The organism is Paenibacillus sp. NFR01 (genome assembly GCF_900111565.1).
In the GTDB taxonomy this organism is placed as follows: domain Bacteria; phylum Bacillota; class Bacilli; order Paenibacillales; family Paenibacillaceae; genus Paenibacillus_AQ.
The window spans coordinates 343,994-366,853 of record NZ_FOIK01000003.1 but is presented as its reverse complement, the minus strand read 5'-3'; the positions used below and the strand labels follow the sequence as shown (position 1 = coordinate 366,853).

Below are 22,860 nucleotides of genomic sequence, written 5' to 3'. Positions count from 1 at the left end.
ATCAAATTCATATCGTTCATTATTTAAAATTGTAAGTAAACACAAAGCAGAGATACGACTTTATATTATACCACCGAACAAGCTAATTGGCTACAATGCGCTGCCGGAGGAATACAAATAAATTCGGCAATTTGCCGGAGCGCTTAAAACCCCGTTTGATCTAGCCGTATCACGTTATGCATAACCATCCGTTTCACTTTACTCATTCAAACTCTATAATGCCCGCATCCGCCGGCATCTTTGCAGCAGAGACACGAAATTTCTTTAACCATGTAATGTGTAACCTGTTTCTTGTAACCTGTATCCTGTATCCTGTATTTCACTCGCCGCCCCCGCTTCCAACGGCCACTTTCTTGAAATATTTGCAGCCAACGGACCTGAGAGCCGTTATTTGTTGAAAAATCCGCTTTTTCGGCTTCTAACGGACACTAGAGACCTTATTTGCGTATTTTAGAACGATTTTGATGGTCTGTCGTGCACATAACGGCCCTAGTGTCCATTGCTTCGGGAAATGAGGTATTTCCCGGATAATAACGGCGCTCATGTCCGTTAGGTCAGGAAAAATTCGCGATGCTGCCTGCAATGCAGGGCAAAGGTTATGAACGCGCAAGTGTAACGAAACCATGGCAGTTAGTGGGGACTGCCTGCCTATGCAGTTTAGCCATGCAGTTTAGCGGTGTCAGTTAGTGGGGACAGCCTGCCGAGGCAGTTTAGCAGTGGCAGTTAGCGGGGACAGCTTGCCGAGGCAGTTTAGCCATACATTTGGCGATGACAGTTTAGCCGCGGCAGTTTAGCTGTGGTAGTTTGCCTATTCAGTTTAGCTGTGGCAGCATAAGCAGTTATTTGAGGTGCCGTTTAGCACCAGCTTCTTTGGAAGTTATTGCTCGGACATAATAGTTTGGAGGTAGTGTAGCGGCAGCAATTCAGCATCGCCAGCTTAATCACATCCGCCCAGCTCCGGTCCAGTAACTATCCAGCATTCTGATTCTGTTTTTCCCCTAAAAAAAGGAGAGCGCCCCGGCAGCCAAAGTTCATGGCTTCGAAGCGCCCTCCTTATTCCAGTCTATCCTTAGACGTTAAAACGGAAATGCATTACGTCGCCGTCATTCACGACATATTCTTTGCCTTCGAGGCGCAGCTGGCCGCGCTCTTTGGCTCCGTTCATCGATCCGGCAGCAACCAGATCGTCATAGGCCACAACTTCGGCGCGGATAAAGCCGCGTTCGAAGTCGGTATGGATGACGCCTGCAGCGCCCGGAGCTTTGGTGCCTTTGCGGATCGTCCATGCGCGGACTTCCTGCACGCCGGCCGTGAAATACGTGTACAGGCCCAGCAGCTTGTAAGCCGCTTTGATCAAGCGGTTGAGGCCCGATTCCTGCAGACCCAGCTCTTCCAGGAACATCGCTTTGTCTTCGCCTTCCAGCTCGGCGATTTCTGCCTCCACTTTGGCGCTGATCGGCACCACTTCGGCGTTCTCGGCAGCGGCGAATTCGCGCACTTGCTGAACGTACGGGTTGCTCTCGGCATCGGAAACTTCGTCTTCGCCGACGTTGGCTGCATACAGTACAGGTTTCAGCGTCAACAGATGCATGTCGCGAATCAGCGGGCGCTCGTCATCGGACAATTCCACGCTGCGCGCAGGCATGTCGTTGTAGAGGGCCTCCTTGACGCGTTCCAGCAGTTCCACTTCCTGAATCGCCTTTTTGTCGCCGCCTTTGGTGTTTTTGCGCGCACGGTCCAGACGTTTCTCCACGCTTTCGAGGTCGGCAAGGATCAGCTCCAGATTAATCGTCTGGATGTCGCTGACCGGATTGACTTTACCGTCAACGTGGGTGACGTTCTCGTCCACAAAGCAGCGGACCACATGCACGATGGCATCGACTTCGCGGATATGGGCCAAAAATTTATTGCCCAGCCCTTCCCCTTTGCTCGCGCCGCGCACCAGGCCGGCGATATCGACAAATTCGAAGGCGGTCGGTACGGTTTTGTTCGGCTGCACCAGCTCGGTCAGCTTGTCGAGACGCTCGTCCGGCACTTCCACAACGCCGACGTTTGGGTCGATCGTGCAGAACGGATAGTTTGCGGATTCCGCGCCCGCCTGCGTAATTGCATTAAACAACGTAGATTTTCCGACGTTTGGAAGACCCACAATTCCAGCTTTCAAAGCCATTTATATGACAACTCCTATTTCGGGTAAATTGATCACACCATAAATGCCAATCGATCTAAACCATTATATATTAGAAAAAATTCGCCAGCAACAGCGGATGTCCATGCGGTGTGTCAGAAAAAAGGCGGGTCCCGTGAAGAAGGTTCCCGATTTGCTCCCGTTTGCGAACGATTGTCTTAGCAACCCGCCCTTTCTCCATAAGGCTTTCAGGCTATTTGGCGCCTGCTGCGTCCCGCTCCTGCTTTTCACAAGCTTATTTCATCTGCTATGCGAACCGCTGTAGGGTTTCAGGTTTGATTAGCCGGTTGAAGCAACAAAAAAGACCCCCAAAGGAGTCTTTGCACCGGAAGTTAATCGAGGGGGGCCGGGTTTTACCGGGTTTGCGAGCCGGCTAGCTCCCTCATTGCCATAAGCCCCGCACCTGGCCCGATGTCAGCGATCAAAGCCTCCTTGCCATGCGCCAACTCTAGCCATATCCTCCGAATCATTTGTCCCTCATTCTTTTTTACCGCTTGATCAAACGGGAGGTTCCGCGCAGCGCAGCCAGGTCGGACGCACCGATGCCGAACATGGCGATCCGCAGCTCCAGCTCCACTTGGGCCAGCGCCCGGTCGAGCGCCTCTTCGGATTCCACGGCCGGCCCGAGCAGGCTGCGGCCGAAGCCGGCCAGATCGGCACCGAGCGCGAGCGCTTTGGCGGCATCTACGCCATGCTTCAGGCCGCCGCTGCCAATCAACGCGCCCTGAGGGGCGGCCGCCCGTACCCCGCGGATGCATTCGGCCGTCGGAATGCCCCAGTCGGCGAAGGCCTCCGCAGCCGCCCGCCGCACAGGGTCGGTGCTGCGGAATTTTTCAACCTGGCTCCAAGAGGTGCCGCCTGCCCCGGCCACATCGATGAAAGCTGCGCCGGCATCATACAGCCTGAACGCCGTTTCGCCGTCGATGCCCCAGCCGACTTCCTTGATGCCTACCGGTACCGGCAGCGCCCGGCAGACCTTTTCGATGGCCTGAAGCAGGGAAGCGAAGCCGGTATTGCCTTCCGGCTGGAACACTTCCTGCAGCCCGTTCAGATGCAGCACAAGCCAGTCAGCGCCGGCGATCTCCACAGCCCGGCGGCACTCCTCCACGCCAAATCCGTAGGACAGCTGCACGGCCCCGATATTGGCGATGACCGGAATTCCCGGAGCCCGCTCCCGCACCCGGAAGGTCTCCGCCAGCTCCGAACGCTCCACCGCTGCCCGGACCGAGCCGACGCCAAGCGCCCAGCCCCGGCGGCCGGCCACCTCGGCCAGTCTGGCGTTAATAGCCCCGGTCGCCTTGCTGCCGCCAGTCATGGAGCTGATCAGCAGCGGGGTCTGCAGCTCACGCCCCAGAAAAACCGTGCGCAGTGAAATATCATCGAAATTCAGCTCAGGCAGCGCATTGTGCACAAACCGGTATTCTTCCAGACCGGTCGTTATTCCGCTGCCGCCTACCGCCTCGTTCAGACAGAGCCGTACATGCTCCAGCTTGCGCTCCCCTGTAGTGGAGGAGGGCAGCAGAGACTTCTTCCCGGCACTGCCAGGCAGCAGCGAGTCCCCGGCCGCTTCAGCGGCGAAGGACTGCAGTGCCTTTTGCGGTAATTGTTCCATGCTGCTCCCCCCTTTTCATTTCATTTGCAGATCTATAACCGCAAGATGCCGGCTCGGCCGGCATCTCTTTTGCCAAGAGCACGCTTCATTATAGCATCGCTGCCCTGCAAATAACAGAAAGCCCGGCGGGCTTAACCCCCGCCCGCGATATGCTCGCCTACAAGTCTACCGGACAGGGATACGACCGGCGTCCCTCCGCCCGGATGCGTTGTTCCACCCACATACCACAGCCCCTGAACCTCCCGGGAACGGTTGGCCGGGCGAAAAAACGTCTGGCGGACGGAATTCGAGGAAATGCCGTAAATGGCCCCCCGGTGGGCAAGGGTATCGGCTGCAATATGTTGCGGGGTATACCGCTGAAGAACCTCCGCCTGCTCCAGCCCTCCGATCCCGAAGCCCTTAAGCGTATCCGTGATCCGCCGGCCATACACTTCCGTCTCTGTGCTCCAGTCGCAGCCATTGTCCAGATAAGGGGCATTCGCCAGAATAAACAGATTGCTGCCGTCTTCCGGAGCCATGCCGGGCTCTGAGTAACCGGAGTAGCAGACATACACGGCAGGATTTTGCGGTGGGCGTCTTTTGCCGAAAATAGCCGTAAATTCAGGCTCATACTGCTCTGGGAAAAATACCGTATGGTGCAGTAGCTGCCTATATTTCCGTTTAACACCGGCAAGGGTCACCAGACCGGACAACGAAGGCTCGTAGCCGGCTATTTTGCGGTTACTCATCGTCCGGCGGGCGGATTCCGGCAGCAGCAGGCGGCTGACGCTGAGGACGTCCCCGCCGGCAATGACAGTCTGGGCAGGGTAGAAGCCGCGCGAAGTCTCCACCCCTTCGGCTTTCCCGCCGGCGACGGCGATTGCTGTAACCTCTGTCTCAGTAACGATTTCGACGCCGAGACGCCGGGCCAATGCCACCAGCCCTTCTACCAGTTTATATGTACCGCCTTTAACCCCGTATACGCCAAGTTTGGCTTCCACATGACCGAGCATCGCAAAGATCGCCGGAGACTGGTAGGGAGAGGATCCGACATAGGTAGCGTAACGCCCCAGCATAGCAAGTGTATGGGGATGCCTGAAGTAGCGCTGAAGCAGCGAATGCAGGCTGAGAAACGGCCGTACCCGCAGCAGATCCCGTACCAGCGGCGGTGACAGCTTATCTTTCCAGGAGAGCAAAAGCCGGTTCAGGAACTGTTTTTCACTCAGGCGGTACAGCAGTTCGGCTTCAGCCATGAATTCCCCGTAGCGGTCAGCATCATGAGCGGAGTAAGCTGCAATCTGTTCCCGCATAAACGCCGAATCCCCGGACAAATCGACCACATGCCCGTCTGCAAAAACATTCCGCGTCCTCGGCTCCAGCTCATAGAGCTCGACAAATTCCTCCATCTCGGCCCCGGCAAGCTCATAGAGCGAGCGGAAGACATGCGGCATGGTGATGGTGCTCGGGCCTCTGTCAAAGGTATACCCCTGCGCCGTTACCCGCTGCAGCTTGCCTCCGGGCCGCGCCTGCCGCTCCAGCACGGTCACCTTCCAGCCTTTTGCCGCAAGCGTGACCGCACAGGACAGGCTACCGAAGCCGGCGCCGATGATAACCGCCTTATTGTTCATGGGTACTGCCTCCCTTTCCATTCATAGCCCTTACCGGATATACTGCCGCGCCAGGAAGCGGCTGCTATGGCGATCAGGCTTAGGATGCTTGCCGGCAGCAGCAGGCAGAACCAGAGAGGTTGCTGCCCTGACCGGTCTGCCGTTCGTTTTACGGCAGCGCCTGCGACCAAAGCGGCCGCCGCCCAGAGCAGGGCTGTATTGTCTCCGGTGACCAGAGCCCCAAGGGCCGCAATAAGCGGACATACGTACAAAAGCGCGTAGAACAACAGCACACCTAGCAGCAGCAACGGTTTGCGCCCAAGGCCGGCGTAAATATTTTTGCGGTAGCCCTTCCAGACCTCGGAGGCATTGTGATACATCCGCATTTCCGTATGTGCAGAAATGTCCGCCAGAGTTACCGGTTCGCCGGCAAGCTTGACCGCTTTGGCCAGCGCCATATCGTCCACCAGCTGATCGCGAATGGCGCTATGCCCCCCGCAGCGGATGTAGCTGTCCCGGTGGATCAGCATAAACCCGCCGTGCGCAGCTGCAAACCGCGGATCCTCCGATCGGCGGACAAGCGGTATCGGCAGGTGGCAGACAATGGTGAACACCATCAGCGGTACGGCCAGACGCTCCAGCCAGGAGCCGGTCAGCTGCCGTGGAAAGCCGGTAATCAGGCCGCTGCCCTGGGCTGCTGCGGACGCCATCGCCGCATCCAGTGCCTGCGGATGCAGGCGGATGTCAGCATCGAGAAACAGCAGCCATTCCCCGCCTGCTGCCTCTGCCAGTTGGGCGCAGGCATGGCATTTGCCTGACCAGCCCTCCGGCAGACCGGCTCCTGCGAGCACCTGCGTCCGTGCGCCTCCCGCGGCTGCGGCAAGCTCTACCGTGCCGTCAGATGAACGGTCATCCAGCACGATAATCTCGATTCGGCGGCCAGCCGTGCCGCAGGCCAGCACTGAGGCCAGGCAGGCAGCAATGTTCTTGGCCTCATCGCGCGCCGGAATCAGCACGGACAGGGCGGGCGCCCGTGTACCTTCGGACGCTGACGGCGCCTCTGTATGCTGTGCATCCGCCGAATCTGCCGGCGCCTTTCCGGGCTGTGTATCCTCCGGCTCTGCCGCTTCCTCTCCGGGCGGAGCACCGAGCACCGGAAGCCGCGAAGCATTCCATACGGCAAACAAAAGCTGCAGAACGATTATTCCGGTTATTCCCTGAAGCAGGGCAATCATCGGCCTCCCCTCCGCCAGGCGTCATAACGTTCATGGACCGAACCGCCCGTCTTGACCAGCGGCCTGAAACAAGCCGGCATATGTCCCTTATTATCCAGAATCAGGCGGCGGTGCCTCTCCAGCTGCTCTTGCAGGCAGGAGGCCAGCAGCGCCGAGATGCTGCTCCTGTCCAGCTCTTTCCAAGGCTGCAGCAGCGGTGCCCCCGCCAGCAGCGTCGCCTCCGGCTTGGGATGGAAAAACAGGCCGTGGTACAAGGTTACGGGTACAACGGCCGCCTCCGGACACAGGCGAAGCACGATAGCCGCCCCTTCCCTGAGCTGCAGCGGGCGGTGCTCAAGCGGAAGCAGCTCCCCTTCGGGGTAGATCCATACGCTGCCCCCTTCGCCCAAAAGTCCGGCTGTATAACGCAGAGATGCGCGGACATCCGCCGGATGGTTCCGGTTAACCGAATAGGCGCCCAAACGGCGGAAGAATTGGAATTTGCGCAACTGCGCTTCCTCCATCATGAAATACTGCTTGCGGCTGCTTAGCACCCTTGCTGCATGATAGGCCAGCAGACCGTCCCACCAGGAGCTGTGGTTCATGATGTACAACAAAGGCCTGCCCCCTGCCGACGCCGGCTGCAGGTCGCCGGATATTCCGAGGAAGCGAAAATGCCTGCGCAGCAGGTACAGTGTATTATAGCGGCTGAACAGCGCATCAAAGCTTCGGGATTTGGCTGCCTCGAGCATAGCGCAGACCCCCTTCTGCCAGAATTGTCCCGATAACGGCTATGACCATGCAGAGGGGGAGCCCTTCACGCAGGCCGATGAGGCCGAACATGAGGATCACCGCCTGATAGAGCCGGGTGCCGTGCCGGGCTGCCCTGCCGGTTATGCGGACGGCCGGAAGAAAAAGCGACAGCAGCGATCCGGCAATCAGCCAGCCGCCGAAGTTGCTCACCGGCACGCCGTAGAAGCCGCCTCCGTCCCTCCAGGTCCAGAAGCCTCGGGCATGGGCCACCGGGTCAAGGACCAGATCGAGCAAAACCGCCCAGGAGCCCACCTGAACCGCCCGCAGCAGCCTAAGCCGCCAGCCGGACAGGCCGAAATCCCGGCATAGCAGCACCGCATTGCAGACTACGGCTATCCAGGCAAAGCCCAAAGTAACCGGCACGCCGTACAGCAGCGGACCGAGGATTTCGGAATAGCCGTAGCTTCCGAACAGATGCCCGGTATGCACGCCAACCCATTCCACAGCCATTCCGCCGGTCCAGATTAACGCGGCCGAGACGAGGAGACGGACCGGGCGGAGCCGGGGCGAATAGACGGCAGAAGGGACGGCAACAAAGTGGCGCTCATATCCCTTGAAGATCCGCTCGCCGGCATAAACGGCATACAAGACCAGAAACAGGCCATTCGAAAATTGCAGTCCTTTCGGAACACTGAAAAAAATGAGCAGCAGCGCGCCGATAGCGTACCAGCCCCAGAATACAGTCCTGAGCATCTAGAGTACCGCCGCTTTACCGGTTCTGCCGCCCAGTCTTGAGGCATATCGCTCCGCTGTGCGGCCCAGCATCCGCAGCTTGGCCTCATCGCTGACATAAGCCCTGTTGCGGAATACATCATAGCCGGCTTCGGCCACCGAATCGAGAATGGCCGCATAAAATGCCGCCGCCAGCTCCACCGCCAGGCCGCTTTCGGGTGGATAGGTCTCCACATGGGCAAGCCCCTTCTCGAACCAGCCCAGCGCTTCCCGGCGGAGCTCTTCAATCACCTTTACGAATCTCCGGTTAACCACCCCCGACTCCAGCTCCTCCTGGCTGTATCCGTGCCTCCGCATAAGCTCCAGCGGCACATAACGCCGTCCCCGCCGCAGGTCCTCGCCCACATCACGGATGATATTGACTAGCTGCATGCCGATACCCAGTGAAATGCCGGCTGCTTGCACCTCCTCATCCGAATCCTCGCGCAGAACCGGAAGCAGCATCTCGCCGACGGTTCCGGCGACCAGGTAGCAGTAAATTTCCAATTCCTCCATGGTCTCATAATGGGTAAACGTCAGATCTCCGAGCTGACCCTGCATCTGCAGCAGGAACGGTTCCTGCGTAAGCTTCGGGAAGCTGGCGAACAGCCAGCGCAGCGCCGGCCAGATGAAGTGGCCCTCCGCTTCGTCCAGCTGCTTGAAATGCCGGCGCAGCTCATGGATGGTGTACGGCGATTTTTCCGGCTCATCCACGCTGTCATCAATCATCCGGCAAAAGGCGTAGATGACATGCACCGCCTCGCGCCGCGGACTCGGCAGCCCGGCAAAAGCTTTATGAAAGGAGGTTGAGCCCTTTTTCATCAATTCCTCGCATTCAAGCAAAATACTCTCGTTGATCATGGTTTCATCTCCTTCATGAGTTCATGGACAGCCATCCGAGCGCCCTGCATGACAATCGGCACGCCTCCGCCCGGATGAACGGAAGCGCCGGCGGCATAGAGGCTCTTGATCGGGTAAGGCCGGGGCTGGGGACGGAACACCCCGAGCTGGCTGAGCACCGGGGCAATGCCGAAGCTGCCGCCGCCGTACAGGCCTTCCTTGTACGCATCCGCAGGCGTACGCAGCTTCTTCCATTTCAGGCTGGCTTTCAAGCCGGGAAAACCTCTCTGCTCGGCATCCTCCAGGACGCGTTCCGCCAGAGGACCGGCAATAGACTCCCAGTCCAGCCCCGGATCGGCCGGTACGGGAATGAGGAAATACAGCACGCTTTCTCCCGGCGGCGCCGCACTGTCGTCAAGCGCTGCGGGGTTAAATACATAATAGGACGGCAGATGTGAAATTCTGCCCTGGTCGAACAACTCCCGGAGATTGTCGTTCAGGCTGTCCGGCAGAAAAAACTGATGGGTCTCGGACTCCGGCCAGCGCCGGTCCGCTCCGGCATAAATCAGCACACAACCCGAGGAGGGCTGGTACCGGCCGCGTTTGATCCGGCCCCTGGTACCTTTACCGCGCTTCGCGTCTGCCATTCCGGCGAACAACTCCGCAGGCAGAAGCTCTTCCAGCTGCGGGAATTCGCCGTTATAGAGCACGGCGTCATACGAGTGCTTAACGCCGCCCGCTGTAATGCCGGTGCACCGCCCCTCCTCCACGGTCAGGCCCTCGACCTCTGTACCGGTATGAATTTCCACTCCGCGGCTGAGGAGCTCGCGGGAGAGAATCCGCGGAAGCTCCCCGTATCCGCCCTTCAGCATCCAGATCCCGAAGGCGCTCTCCGCATACGGCAGCATCGTGTAGATGCCCGGCGTGCGGAACGGGGCGCCGCCGATGTACAGGCTCTGCAGGGAAAAGGCGTCCCGCAGCTCCTCGCTGCGGAAATAGTTGCCGACCGCCGACCGGAGGCTGCGGTAGGCCCGCAGACGACTCATCAGCGCGAGGTTCGCCGGGCGGAAAAACTGCCGGCGCCGGCTGAACGGCTGCTCCAGAAAGGAAGCCTTGCCCCGGGGGAACAGTCCGGCCATATCGCCCATAAACCGGAGGAAGCCGCTGCCTTCTCCGGGGAATTCCCGGTCAATTTCCGCGGCTTGCGCCTCCAGGCCCGCGACCTTGTTCAGCACGCGCCCGCTCCCGAAGTGAATCCGGCAGAGCGGATCGCAGCGCAGCAGCTCAAGGCTGCCGGGCGGAAGCCCGCCTTCCTCCAGAATGCCGGTCAGCATCTCCGGCAGCAGCACGATTGTCGGCCCGCGGTCAATCCGGTATGGGCCTTCCTCTTCAAAAGCGACCCGCCCGCCGACCTGGCCGGCACGCTCATAGATGACAACCTGCTCCCCCCGGCGGCTCAGCAGCAGCGCCGCCGTCAGCCCGCCGATGCCGCCGCCGACGATAGCCACGCGGCTCACAGCGGCACCCCGCTTCCCGCCGCGCCTGCTACAGCAACGGACCGGCTGCGGGCAGCGCGGTCATGCTCCTCCAGCAGGCGCGCGCTGATCTTGGCCGACTCAAAAATCGTCGGCAGCCCGCTGCCCGGATGCGTCCCGCCCCCGACCAGCCAGATGCCGGACACTTCCTGGAACGTATTATGCGGGCGCAGATACATCATTTGGCCAAGGTTATGGGCCAGATTGAAGGTCGCGCCGTTATATACATCCAGATGGTCCCGCCAGTCCAGCGGCGAGAAGAATTGGCTCTCCTCCAACCGGGAAGACAGGCCGGCAAGCTGCGGGATGCGCTCCAGCCGCTCCATCATCTGTGCCCTGACGGCCGGGCCTTCCTGCTGCCAGTCGATACCGGCCTGCAGGTTGGGAACGGGCATCAGCACATACAGGGAGGACTTTCCGGCCGGAGCCAGGGTATCGTCAATCACCGAAGGATTGTGTATATAAATGGACGGGTCAGCCGACAAGACCCCTTGCCGCGTAATCTCGTCAACATTGCGGCGGTAATCGCCGGAGAAATGGACCGAATGATGGCCGAGGTCGACGGTGCCGTCCACACCGAGGTACAGCATGGCGGTGGAGCAGGAATAACGCTTGCGTGCCATCTTGGCCGGGGTGTATTTTTTGAGCACACCCGGCTCGAACAGCCGGGTCACGGCAGTCCCGAAATCTGCGCCGAGGACGACGTAATCCGCCTGCACCTTTTCCCCGTTCTCCAGGAGCAGGCCGGAGGCCTGGCGGTTCTTTACCAAGATCCTCCCAACCGGGCTTGAAGTACGGATGCTTCCCCCATGCTCCTTGATGACATCTGCCATAGCCTGCAGCACCTTGTTAATGCCCCCAACAGGATGATACAGGCCGTAACGGTGCTCCAGATAAGACAGAATCGTAAAGGTCCCCGGACATTCCCAAGGCGACATTCCAAGGTATTTGGCCTGAAAGGTGAAGGCGTAGCGGAGCCGTTCATCGTCAAAATATTTCGACAGCCGGCGATACACCGTATCGGCGGCATGAAGCTTGGGCAGCGCGTGCAGCACATCCCTTTTCAAATAATCCGCCGGTGACTGAAAGGGACGCTGCAGCAGCGGCATAACCCTGGCAAACTTATCGTCCTCATCAGCCATAAACCGGCGGTACCCGGCCCCGTTTCCCGGAAACAGCCGCTCGATTTCGGCCGCAGTCTGCTTCTGATCGGTGGACGGCCGGAACACGGTGTCCCCGAAATGCAGGGAATACAGGGGGTTCAGCTTCTTCATGGAAATATAGCTGTGGAGGGAACGTCCCGCCAGAGCAAATAATTCCTCCAGCAAATGCGGCATCATCAGGAAGGTGGCTCCGCGGTCAAAACGGTATTCCCCCAGGCGCAGCTCGCCCGATCTTCCACCGACCGTCTCCTGCTTCTCAAAGACCTCCACCTCGTAGCCCTTGGCGGCAAGGAGCATGGCAGCAGCCAGCCCTCCCGGTCCGGCACCCACAACCGCAACCTTCGCAGCGCTTTTTCCAGTCATCCGTTCCACTCCCTATTCGATATGGATTCTGTTCATCCGCTCGCATCAATTTATAAACAAACATTATACAAAAACTATACATTAGTGATACAAATATCATACATACTTTATATACCCCTGTAAACAGCTACACGTGACCGGCCCCCGATTTCTTTTTCTATCTGAAAAATCCGCACAAAAAAACCCTTCCGCCTCACCCGCAGGTGACTTCGAAAGGGTTCTCGCAAATTTTGGTCTCAGCGCTGATTCCTTGCTCCCGTAAATGAATAATCAAACCAATCCTGCCAGCGTTCCGCGGAGCCTTCTATAATCTCGGCCGCTTCCGGGATAGGCTCTCCCGCCGCCGCTTCATAGGCTTTGCCTCCGAGGAAAAACCGCATTCCCGGCCGTATGGCCAACATGCGTGCAATCAGATCTTTGCAGTAAGGCAACAGTTCCTTGTCCGTAACCGACAGGCAAGCTGCCCCGATCCGGTTTTGCGTTTCCAGTATGGCTATAACTCCTGCCTCCGGAGTATTGGCGCCTAGATAGACCACCTCAACCCCGTTTTTACGCAGAAAAAGCGAAAACAGCAGCAGACCGACCTGATGGTGCTCCCCTTCCGGACAAAAAGCCAGCACTTTCGGCAAGTGGGCATACACCGGGAACAGGTGGAAAAACTGATAGAAGCGGTTAGAAACCATATGCGTCATGTAGTGCTCCTGCGCTACCGTCGCCGAGCCTTCCTCCCAGGCATCGCCCACCTTGATTAGAACCGGGACAAGCACCCGATGAAACATCGCTTCATAGCCGTACATGGAAAAGCCGAAATCAATCAGCGCATTCGCCCGTTCGCCCTGGAATTCATGCAGCGCCGTATAAATCTGCTGCCTCATCTTCTCGAAGGCCTCCCCGGGTGTTCCAAGGCCCTCCGCCGGACCTTCGGCAGCCGGATTCTCTTTTCGGGCCTTCAGCAGCCGCACCGCATGCGAAATGCTGATCCCCTGCTTCTCTGTCTGCTCCTTCAGCCAGCGCAGGTCCTCAATATTCTCCTGAGTATACAGCCTATAGCCGGATTCCGTCCGCTCAGGGGTAACCGCCTGATACCTGTTCTCCCAGGCTCTCAAGGTGACAGACGGTATATCCAGCATTTCGACGACCTGTTTGATCGAGTACACGTTGCATCCCACTCTCTTTCCGTAGCCCGTTGCATAGTATTTAGATATTCAAACCTTATACAAATGATTTACATTCATTATACATTTGCACCTGTATTATGTCATCAGATGCGGCTACCAGACATAGCTGCGATGCCCCGGAAAGAATAAACCTGCCATGCTTCAGCAAAAATGTAGGTACGGGCTTGGGATAAGGCTGCTTCACTTGTCCGTCAGGGGCGGTAATAGGTAGTTACAATACCCGGAGCAGACTCAGGAGGACTCTTTCATGCATTCAAATCGACGACCCCGCCATATTCTTTTAACCGCCGCGCTGCTGCTCCTTATCTGGCTGGCCGGCGTGATGCTCTACCAGACGCACAAGCCGCTGCCGCCGGGGATTTCCTATGAAAGCCCGGTGTATAAGGTTCATGACGTGCATTTCTGGCATGATCTGACTTATCGGGACGGCAGCGCAGACGGTGGACGGGAAGAGGAAATTCTGCCGAGAATCCTGCAAATTATCGAAGAATCCAGACAGTTTCTTGTTATCGATCTGTTCCTGTTCAATGATTACACCCATAAAGACCAGCAGTTCCCGAAAGTCAGCCGCAGGCTTACCGACAAGCTTATTAGCCATAAAGCCGCCTTTCCGGCTATGGACATTGTTTTCATCACCGATGAGGTCAATACCAACTACGGCTCCGCCCCCAACCCTCTTCTGGAGGAGATGAAGGCTGCCGGCATTAAGGTGATCATCACCGATACGGACAAGCTCCGGGATTCAACCCCCGCCTACTCCGCAGTATGGCGCACCTTCATCCAGTGGTTCGGGCAGTCCGGCAACGGCTGGATTCCCAATCTGATGGCCAGCGGCGGACCCGATATTACGGCACGCTCCTATTTAAAGCTGTTGAACGTGAAGGCCAACCACCGTAAGGTGATCGTCAGCGAAAAAACAGCGCTTGTTTCATCAGGCAATGTGCATGACCCTAGCGCCTATCATTCCAACATTGCGCTGGAGGTGCAAGGTCCGGTGATTGCCGACATTCTGCGCACCGAGCAGGCGGCGGCCGATCTCTCCGGTGCCGGTCCGCTGCTTAGCAGCACGCCGGCGTTTAAGCAGAACGCAGACGGACCGCTGGACATCCGCTATCTGACCGAAGGGAAAATCTACAAATATACACTGGAGGGTATCCGCAGTGCCGGAGCAGGCGATACCGTCTGGATGGGCATGTTCTATCTGGCCGATGATGCCGTCATCCGTGAACTGGTCAAGGCAGCAAAGCGCGGCGCGGAGGTCCGGCTGCTGCTCGATCCGAACCAGAACGCCTTCGGCCGCGACAAAATCGGTATCCCCAACCGCCCAGTGGCCATGAACTTGAACAAGCGCTCCGGCGGAAAAATCGCCATCCGCTGGTACAACACCGGCAAGGAGCAGTATCACACCAAGCTGATGTTTATCGCCAAAGCTTCCGGCAGCTCCATCGTGCTGGGGGGTTCAACCAATTTCACGACCCGCAATCTGGACGATTATAATCTGGAAAATAATCTGTGGGTATCTGTTCCCCAGGATCAGCCGCTGTATACGGAGATGACCGGCTACTTCAACCGGCTGTGGAACAATGAAGGCGCCGAGTACAGCCTGCCCCTCGGAGCGTATCAGAGTGACGTCACCTGGCTGAAATACATCCTTTTCCGGATGCAGACCCGGCTGGGCTTCACCACGTTTTAAGCCTACGCAGACAAATAACCGCCGGGAAGCCTGAATCGCTTCTTCCGGCGGTTATTGTCGGACTCCTATAGCAACGGCGACATCAGCCGGGCTGCCGATTCCAGCAGCCGCTCGATAAACCGTTTGTTGATAAAATTCTCATGCACGATTTGCCGGGTCGAAAGCAGGTCGCGCTCAAAATCGGAGACGATCCGGGCGACGCTTTCGGTCTGCAGCAGCAGCGCATTGACTTCGAAATTCAAGTGGAAGCTGCGCATGTCCATATTGGCGGTGCCGATGGTGGCGATTTCGCCGTCCGTAATGAGCAGCTTGGAATGGATGAACCCTTTTTCATATTCATAGATCTTCACGCCTGATTCCAGCAGTGCCGGGAAATACGAATGCGACGCCAGGAACGGGATCCATTTATCCGGTTTAGCCGGGAACAGGAGCCGCACATCGAGCCCCGACAATGCCGCTACGCGCAGCGCCGTCAGAATATCTTCATCCGGGATAAAATAAGGACTGGCCAGCCAGACCGATTTTTCCGCCGAGGTAATCATAGTGAAAAAGATGTTTTTCAGCGCCCGCCGCTCGTTGTCCGGCCCGCTGGCAATAATCTGCACTGCGCCTGTGCCCGTCGTGAAACGCAGCTGAGGCGAGAGATAGTCCTGCTCCAGTATTTTTTCTCCGGTGGTGTGCATCCAGTCCTGCAGAAAAATGATTTGCATCGTCCGCACCGCCTCGCCCCGGATCAGCATGTGGGTATCGCGCCAGAAGCCGTATGTCTTGCTGCGGCTTAAATATTCATCGCCGACATTCAGACCGCCGAGGAAGCCGACATCCCCGTCGATGACGACGATTTTGCGGTGATTCCGGTAATTGACCCGGCTGGAGAAAAAGGTCGCCGATTTGCCGTAAGCCGCCACCTGCACGCCGGCATCTCTAAGCTCCTTTAGGAACGCACCGGACAGCTCGAGGCTGCCTACGGCATCGTACATGAAGCGCACGGTGACGCCTGCACGTGCTTTTTCAATCAGGATCTGCTGAATACGCGTCCCGATATGGTCTGCGCGAAAAATATAATATTCCATGTGAATATGATGCTGTGCCTTCCGCAGCTCGAGCAGCAGCGTGCCAAAGGTCTCTTCGCCGTTCGTCAGAATGCGGGTTTCCGAATGGAACGAGATCGGCGTACGGGCCAGCCGCTGCGACAGGCCGAGCAGCTTTTGCCGGGAGGCGTCAAACATGGACCAGTCCTGGTGCGTACGCAGCGCGTCGTTCTCGATCCGGTCGTAGGCCATCAGGTCGCGGACCGCCTTTTTGTCGTATTTGCGCCGCTTGAACACGTTTTGTCCAAACAGGAAATAAAAAATGAGGCCCAGCACCGGAATCAGCGCGAGCAGCAAAATCCACGCCATGGTCGTCGAGGGGTTGCGGTTCTCCATGAAGATCCCCAGCCCGATGGAAAATACGGCGAGCGTGGAGAAAATACTCAGTATGGTCCCGACCGTTTTGCCGAAGACGCCGAAGCCGAAATAATAAAAGGCCAGCAATGCCCCGATAATAACTAAAGCCTGCATTCCTCTTCTCATATACAACCTACCTTTTCTTTCGCCAGTTCACACGAAAAATTTCAAATTATATATTACAGGAAGAAACCGGTTCTTCCTACTGGAAAAGGCGCGAAAACCGCAATTACAACAATACTGTAACCACTTTCCCCGCAGAATTTGTATTGTCTCCCGAAAGTATATTATAATCGATTTTGACTTTCCGGTCATTTATAGAACCAACAAGTCAGAAAGTCGGGAGGATGTACAGTTGACGGAAAAAATCAATGAGAAAAAAGAACAGATCATCAAGGCCGCCATGCAGCTGTTTGCTGTTAAAGGCTCTTCCTCCACCTCCATGCAGGACATCGCCGAGCTATGCGGGATTTCCAAGGGCAGCCTGTATCTGGTGTTCAAATCCAAAGAAGAGCTGGAACGCAGCCTTTATATATATTGCTTCCGAATGATCAGCGACCCCTTGCTCCGGGAAGAACGGGAGACGGAAAAGCCGCCTCGGGACAAGCTGCGCAGCCAGATCGAAATTCTCCTGCAGCATGTCTATGAGCTGCGCGAATTTTTGCAGCGGGGATTTCAGGAATTGGCCAGCCAGGGCCGGACCGAGATGCCGGAATGGCTGAAGCGGAGCACAGTACCGATTCTGGGCTGGGCCCGCGGACGGCTGGAGGCGCTGTACGGAGAAGAGATTCTGCCCTACACCGGCGAGCTTTGCCTGTTTGCGCGGGGAATGATCCATTCGTACATCTGGGTTATTTTTACCCACAATCTCCCTGTTCCGATCAGCCGGTTTGCCGGGCATCTCGTGGACATGCTGGATATCGCGGCCGAGGGACTCATGTCCCGCGCTCCGCAGCCGCTGATTCCCGCAGCGATGATCGAGAACTGGACAGAGCAGCGGGGCGGCGCTCCGCGGCATAATCCGATTCAACTGATCAAGCAGATGCGCCTGCGGATTGCCGGCGCGGGAAGCCCGCAGCATGAAGAAGCGCTGGAGGCACTCAACCTACTGGAGAACGAGCTGTTATCGCTGCAGCCCCGCAAGCCGATCCTGCAAGGCTTGACGCTGCTGCTGCGGCAGAATTCCTTGCTGGCTCAAGAGTTGCCGGAGCTGGAGGCGCAGATTGGCCTTAGCAGCCACCCGTCCTGCGATTTATTCTGAAACGAACGGGACAGCTGGCGCGTATAGGGACAAAGATAAGGCGGCTGAAGCCGCAAGCACCATACTGTAGCTTTCCTTCCGGAAAGCCGAGAGGAGAAGAAGAGAACTGCAATGAAAAGCCTGATTAATTTTTCGCTGCGCAACAAATTTGCCATCTGGCTGCTGACGATTATCGTCGTCTTCGGCGGGCTGTACAGCGGATTGTCGATGAAGCAGGAGACCCTGCCGAACATCAACATTCCATTCCTGACGATTACGACCGTCTACCCGGGGGCCGCTCCGGAGGGCGTCGTCAACGATGTCAGCAAACCGCTGGAGCAGAAGCTCCGCAACGTTGAGGGCGTGAAGGCGGTCACCTCCACCTCCATGGAGAATGCCTCCAACATTGCCATCGAGTTCGACTATGGCACCAATCTCGACAATGCTACCGCCACCATCCGCGAGGCGCTGAATGACGTCACCTTGCCGGACGGTGCGCAAAAGCCGCAAATTACCCGGTTCAGCCTCAGCTCACTTCCGGTCATTTCCCTCAGCCTGGCAGGCAAGGACGGCAGCGAGGATCTGGAGAGCCTGACCCGCATTGCCGAAAACGATATCCGTCCGGAACTGGAGGATATTGATGGCGTGGCTTCCGTGCAAATCTCCGGGCAATATGTGAAGGAAGTCTCCCTGAAATTCGATCAGGCGAAGCTTCAGCAGTATGGATTGACCGAGGATACCGTAAAAGGCATCGTCCAAGGCTCCTCTCTGCGCGTGCCGCTGGGCCTGTTTGAAATGGAAGACGCCCAAAAGGCTGTCGTAGTCGACGGCAACATTACGACCGTCGAGGATCTGGAGAACCTGCGCATTCCGGCCATGCCTTCCGCAGGCGCCGCGGCTGGTGCAGGTGCCGCGGGCGCGCCAACGGGCGCGGGAAGCGCCGCTGCCGGTGCGGGCAGCGATGCTGCCGCTGGTGCCGGGGTCAATGCCGGTGCGGCAGGCGCTGCCTTGGGCGCGGGCATTCCGACCGTGAAGCTCAGCGATGTCGCGACCATCGAGGTGGTCGGCAAATCGGAGTCGATCTCGCGGACCAACGGCAAAGAGTCCATCGGTATCCAGATCGTCAAGGGGAACGACGCCAACACTGTAGAGGTTGTCAACAAAGTTAAAGACAAAGCCGAGGAACTGAAACAGCAGTATAAATCCATCGATTTGGAATACCTGTTCGACCAAGGAAAGCCGATTGAGGATTCCGTCTCCACCATGCTGTCCAAGGCTGTATTCGGTGCGTTGTTCGCGGTGCTGATCATTCTGATCTTCCTCCGCAACATCCGCTCGACGATTATCTCCATTATCTCGATCCCGCTTTCGCTGCTGATCGCGATGCTCTGCCTGAAGCAGATGGACATTACGCTCAATATGATGACGCTCGGCGCGATGACCGTCGCCATCGGGCGGGTCGTCGACGACTCCATCGTCGTTATCGAGAATATATACCGCCGCCTGTCGCTCTCCAGCGAAAAGCTGAAGGGCCGGGAACTGATCAGCGCCGCAACGCGCGAAATGTTCATTCCAATCATGTCCTCCACGATCGTCACGATCGCGGTATTCCTTCCGCTTGCTTTTGTCAGCGGCATGGTTGGCGAGCTGTTTTTACCTTTTGCCTTAACCATGGTCTTCTCCCTTCTCGCTTCGCTGCTTGTCGCCATTACGCTGGTGCCGGCGCTGGCCCATTCGCTCTTCCGCAACGGGCTGAAGAGCAGCAAACGGCATGACCACGACGAGAAACCGGGCAAAATGGCCGGCGGTTACCAGAAGATTCTGAACTGGTGCCTATCCCATAAGCTGGTGACCTTCGGCGTCGCCGTCCTGCTGCTCGTCGGCAGTTTGTTCCTGATCAAGCCGATCGGGGTCAGCTTCATGCCTTCCCAGGAAGAGAAGAACGTCATCCTGACCTTCTCGCCGAAGGCCGGACAAACGCTGGACGACATCAAAGAGCAGGCGCTCAAAGCCGAGAAATTCATTCTGGCCCAGGAGCATCTCGACCAACTGCAATATTCCATCGGCGGCAGCGGCCCGTTCGGCATGGGCTCCGGCAACTCGGGACTGTTCTATATCACGTACGACAGCGATACCCCGAACTTTGAGGATGTAAAGGAAAAACTGATCGAAAACCTGGCCAAAGAAGCGCCGAACGGCGAGTGGGGCGATATGTCCGGCATGTCGAGCGGCGGCCTTGGCGGCAATACGTTGACCGTCAGCGTGTTCGGCGATACGCTGGATCAGATCAAACCGGTGGCCGACCAAATCCTCGGCTTTGTTCAGTCGGACAGCAAAAACTTCAAGGACGGGGAAACAAGCCTGACCAAAGCCTATGACCAATACACCATCGTCGCGGATCAGGCAAAGCTTAGCTCGCTCGGACTGACCGCCGGGCAAATCGCGATGAAGCTGGCTCCGGTCAGCACCCGCCCGGTTCTGACCGAGGTCGATGTCGACGGCAAAAACTATAAGGTATACATTGAAACCGACAAAGACACTTACTCCAGCATCACGGAGATGGAGAATGCAACGCTGACTTCGCCTCTTGGCATTTCGGTGCCGATCGGGCAGGTTGCGACCGTTGAGTCCGGAACGTCGCCGGATACCATCACGCGTGAAGACGGAAAAATGAAAGTAGACGTCACCGCTGATATTTTGGCCAGCGACGTCAACAGCGCATCGAACAGCGTGAAGGATAAGGTCGACTCGCTGGATCTGCCGGACGGCGTGACCGTATCCTTCGGCGGCGTCACCGAGCAAATCAATGAAACCTTCGGACAGCTCGGCATCGCCATGCTGGCCGCGATCGCCATCGTCTACTTCGTGCTGGTGGTCACTTTCGGCGGCGGCCTGGCACCGTTCGCCATCCTGTTCTCCCTGCCGTTTACCGTCATCGGCGCGCTGGTTGCGCTGCTGCTGGCCGGCGAAACGCTGAACGTCTCCGCGCTGATGGGCGCGCTGATGCTGATCGGGATTGTCGTCACGAACGCCATCGTCCTCATCGACCGTGTTATTCACAAGGAGAACGAAGGCATGTCCACACGCCAGGCGCTTCTGGAGGCCGGGGCTACCCGTCTCCGTCCGATTCTGATGACGGCGCTGGCGACGATCGGCGCGCTGCTGCCGCTCGTCACCGGGCTGGAAAACAGCGCGGGCATCATCTCCAAAGGCCTCGGCGTGACCGTTATCGGCGGCCTGGTCAGCTCAACGCTGCTGACGCTGGTCGTAGTGCCGGTCGTGTACGAATTCCTGATGAAATTCCGCCGCAAACGGGTGGAAGAATAATTATTGCACGCTAATCTCATAGCTGCACAAAACCGCTTCATTCGCGAACATGGATCATGAGTCCAGCCGCGGGTGGAGCGGTTTTTTTGATGGCGAAGATACTCCCAACGATGAATGGGCTCGTGGATGGCCTCGGATCGGACTCGTGGATCGAATCAGACACGGTTGGCATCGGACTCGAAGTTAGGTGGGGAGTTGGGCGCTGACGTTGGGCTCGAAGTCAGGTAGGGAGTTGGGGCCGCCGTCGGACTTATGGTAACGGACACCAGAGCCGCTATTTAGAGAAATATGTGTTATTTATGCCCATAACGGACACCAGAGCCGCTATTGTTTCGATTGGGAGGCGATTTTAAATGTTTTGGCCAAAATAGCGGCGCTCATGTCCGTTGTTTTGGGAAATATCCTGGTTTTTTGTAAATAACGCCTCTCAGGTCCGTAAGGTTGTCGGAGATGAGGATGTTGCGGGGAGCGTGAGAGCCTCTTGCCCACTTAGGACTAGGCTTGGTGATGCGGCGGGTGATTTTCTAAGTTGAACAAAGGTCGCAATGCAGCGGGTAGTTATGACGTAAGTTGAGCAAGTGTCGGTCATGCGGCAAGTTATTGCGCGAAATGGAGCAGGACACTTTTACACGGTACAAAAAAAATATCCCGCTTCTACCGAAGCAGGATAACATTGTATTTAACCTGGCGGACGCCGGATACATTTAATTTTTGCGGAATCGGTTGCCGGTGTTGGCATAAATCACGCCCCCAAGAGTCGCAACCAGCAGAATAGCAATGGCCAAAAAAGTCACCCACTGCGTTTCCAGCACAGCGCTCAGACCGATCAGCAGCACGCAAAAGCAGGTCACGAACATCAGGTTCCCCATCAGCCTGCACAAGGCGGGAACATCGTATTTATCCTGCTCTTCCTTGGGCAGCGTGTTGAAGCCGGCGATCAGAATGGCACCTTTGCCCCGATAGAATACAATGCCGAGAACCAGGAAGATCAGCCCCAGCATACCGAGTATAATGAACGCTGCCATTGCTGCCACTGCCTCCTGCCCGTTGTAATCCTGTCACGATAAACCGGTCTCTAGACCGTCGCTGCCGCGCTTCCCTCAATCGAACCCTTCCAGGCCCGAAGCATGTTCAGGTCGTTCGGAAGGAACTCTTCCACCATCCGGCTGAGCGCCAGATAAAGCGGACTGGAAGTCGCCTCATTCAGGCGCTTGCAAAACAGCGGAACCCATTTGATCAAATGCTCCTCAAGGAATCTCTCCTGAATCTCGAGCAGTTCCATGGCATTGCGCGCCGAAAAGCTGTTGTAGAGCATCCGGTCATGCATCACGGCCATGAATTCAAGCTCGATTGCGATATGATCGTCCGCTTCGCCGCCGCATTTCTTGAACACGATTCCCGCCGACGCGTAGACATCGGAAATCACGTTGCAAAATGCCGCTTCCCGGCCAAGCTGCGCCGCTTCGCGCGGTCCGGACTTCAGCCGGTTCAACTCACCCATCAGCCGCTTGTACTCTTCGCTCTCGGCTTCGCACAAAGCCGGAAGCTCCGAAGGGTCGCAGTCGCTCAAGTAACGTTTTAGCGCCCGGCCGCCCTCCGTCAGTTCTGCCGCATTCGCCATTTGACGGTCGCTGCGCCATTGCGCTACCCGCGACAGAGCCGGCACCCTTCCATAAAAATCACCCAACATTTGATATATGAATCCCCGATTTTCGAGCCAGCGCTGAACTTCCTCCGGCATGACAACGGACGACATTTGCGTTATAGTCATCTTGCGTATCCTCCTAACGAAAGAATTACGTCGAATTATCTGCACTTTCATTATATCGGACTTGTTAAGCGCTTTCAGTGAGCATTCTTTGACCATTCCCCGGAATTGTCGCAGTTCTGTCATAATTAGGATCAGCTTACGGGCATGGATCGCCTATCATGGAGGTTGCCGCCGCTTG

The 22,860-nt window shown here is 57.2% G+C and carries 16 protein-coding genes; 3 read left to right on the top strand and 13 right to left on the bottom strand.

Going from position 1 to position 22,860, the window contains the following annotated elements; all coding sequences use genetic code 11:
* Positions 1 to 1,069: 1,069 nt before the first annotated feature.
* The 10 genes from ychF to BMW84_RS16440 form a co-directional block, all read right to left on the bottom strand.
* Positions 1,070 to 2,170 carry a redox-regulated ATPase YchF gene (gene ychF / locus BMW84_RS16485; protein WP_091070286.1) on the bottom strand — a complete coding sequence of 367 codons (1,101 nt, stop codon included), beginning with the start codon at positions 2,168 to 2,170 and terminating at the stop codon, positions 1,070 to 1,072.
* 505 nt (positions 2,171 to 2,675) lie between these two features.
* Positions 2,676 to 3,800 (bottom strand): type 2 isopentenyl-diphosphate Delta-isomerase, encoded by a 1,125-nt coding sequence (gene fni, locus BMW84_RS16480; protein ID WP_091070285.1) that lies wholly within the window; start codon positions 3,798 to 3,800, stop codon positions 2,676 to 2,678.
* A 131-nt stretch (positions 3,801 to 3,931) separates the two neighbouring features.
* Positions 3,932 to 5,407 (bottom strand): phytoene desaturase family protein, encoded by a 1,476-nt coding sequence (locus BMW84_RS16475; protein WP_091070283.1) that lies wholly within the window; start codon positions 5,405 to 5,407, stop codon positions 3,932 to 3,934.
* On the bottom strand, positions 5,404 to 6,621 hold the full coding sequence (locus tag BMW84_RS16470) for a glycosyltransferase family 2 protein (RefSeq protein ID WP_091070281.1): 1,218 nt from the start codon (positions 6,619 to 6,621) through the stop codon (positions 5,404 to 5,406). Before BMW84_RS16470 ends, BMW84_RS16475 begins: the two co-directional genes overlap by 4 nt.
* Entirely contained in the window at positions 6,618 to 7,352 is a 735-nt protein-coding gene (locus BMW84_RS16465) for a lysophospholipid acyltransferase family protein (RefSeq protein WP_091070280.1), read from the bottom strand. The genes BMW84_RS16470 and BMW84_RS16465 overlap by 4 nt, the downstream gene beginning before the upstream one ends.
* Positions 7,321 to 8,106, bottom strand: a complete 786-nt coding sequence (locus BMW84_RS16460; RefSeq protein WP_091070279.1) for a carotenoid biosynthesis protein — start codon at positions 8,104 to 8,106, stop codon at positions 7,321 to 7,323. The genes BMW84_RS16465 and BMW84_RS16460 overlap by 32 nt, the downstream gene beginning before the upstream one ends.
* Positions 8,107 to 8,985 carry a phytoene/squalene synthase family protein gene (locus tag BMW84_RS16455; RefSeq protein WP_368086722.1) on the bottom strand — a complete coding sequence of 293 codons (879 nt, stop codon included), beginning with the start codon at positions 8,983 to 8,985 and terminating at the stop codon, positions 8,107 to 8,109.
* Positions 8,982 to 10,481 carry a phytoene desaturase family protein gene (locus BMW84_RS16450; RefSeq protein WP_091070278.1) on the bottom strand — a complete coding sequence of 500 codons (1,500 nt, stop codon included), beginning with the start codon at positions 10,479 to 10,481 and terminating at the stop codon, positions 8,982 to 8,984. The genes BMW84_RS16455 and BMW84_RS16450 overlap by 4 nt, the downstream gene beginning before the upstream one ends.
* Complete coding sequence (locus BMW84_RS16445) at positions 10,478 to 12,025, bottom strand: phytoene desaturase family protein (RefSeq protein WP_091070277.1); 1,548 nt, start codon at positions 12,023 to 12,025, stop codon at positions 10,478 to 10,480. The genes BMW84_RS16450 and BMW84_RS16445 overlap by 4 nt, the downstream gene beginning before the upstream one ends.
* 236 nt (positions 12,026 to 12,261) lie before the next feature.
* Positions 12,262 to 13,182, bottom strand: a complete 921-nt coding sequence (locus tag BMW84_RS16440) for a MerR family transcriptional regulator (protein WP_091070276.1) — start codon at positions 13,180 to 13,182, stop codon at positions 12,262 to 12,264.
* Between the two features lie 268 nt (positions 13,183 to 13,450).
* On the opposite strand from BMW84_RS16440, the gene BMW84_RS16435 reads away from it, so the two are divergent.
* Positions 13,451 to 14,896 (top strand): phospholipase D family protein, encoded by a 1,446-nt coding sequence (locus BMW84_RS16435; protein WP_091070275.1) that lies wholly within the window; start codon positions 13,451 to 13,453, stop codon positions 14,894 to 14,896.
* A gap of 65 nt (positions 14,897 to 14,961) precedes the next feature.
* Here the strand turns inward: BMW84_RS16435 and cls are convergent, their stop codons facing one another.
* Entirely contained in the window at positions 14,962 to 16,470 is a 1,509-nt protein-coding gene (gene cls / locus BMW84_RS16430) for a cardiolipin synthase (RefSeq protein WP_091070274.1), read from the bottom strand.
* Positions 16,471 to 16,699: 229 nt separating this feature from the next.
* On the opposite strand from cls, the gene BMW84_RS16425 reads away from it, so the two are divergent.
* Together BMW84_RS16425 and BMW84_RS16420 are read left to right on the top strand one after the other, a co-directional pair.
* Entirely contained in the window at positions 16,700 to 17,605 is a 906-nt protein-coding gene (locus BMW84_RS16425) for a TetR/AcrR family transcriptional regulator (RefSeq protein WP_091070273.1), read from the top strand.
* 111 nt (positions 17,606 to 17,716) lie between these two features.
* Positions 17,717 to 20,911, top strand: a complete 3,195-nt coding sequence (locus BMW84_RS16420) for an efflux RND transporter permease subunit (protein ID WP_091070272.1) — start codon at positions 17,717 to 17,719, stop codon at positions 20,909 to 20,911.
* Between the two features lie 704 nt (positions 20,912 to 21,615).
* On the opposite strand, the gene BMW84_RS16415 is transcribed toward BMW84_RS16420, so the two are convergent.
* Both BMW84_RS16415 and BMW84_RS16410 read right to left on the bottom strand, forming a co-directional pair.
* The gene (locus tag BMW84_RS16415; protein ID WP_217646136.1) at positions 21,616 to 21,936 is read right to left on the bottom strand and encodes a DUF3784 domain-containing protein; all 321 of its coding nucleotides are present in this window, start codon (positions 21,934 to 21,936) and stop codon (positions 21,616 to 21,618) included.
* A 50-nt stretch (positions 21,937 to 21,986) separates the two neighbouring features.
* On the bottom strand, positions 21,987 to 22,682 hold the full coding sequence (locus tag BMW84_RS16410; RefSeq protein ID WP_175498841.1) for a TorD/DmsD family molecular chaperone: 696 nt from the start codon (positions 22,680 to 22,682) through the stop codon (positions 21,987 to 21,989).
* Positions 22,683 to 22,860 lie beyond the last annotated feature (178 nt).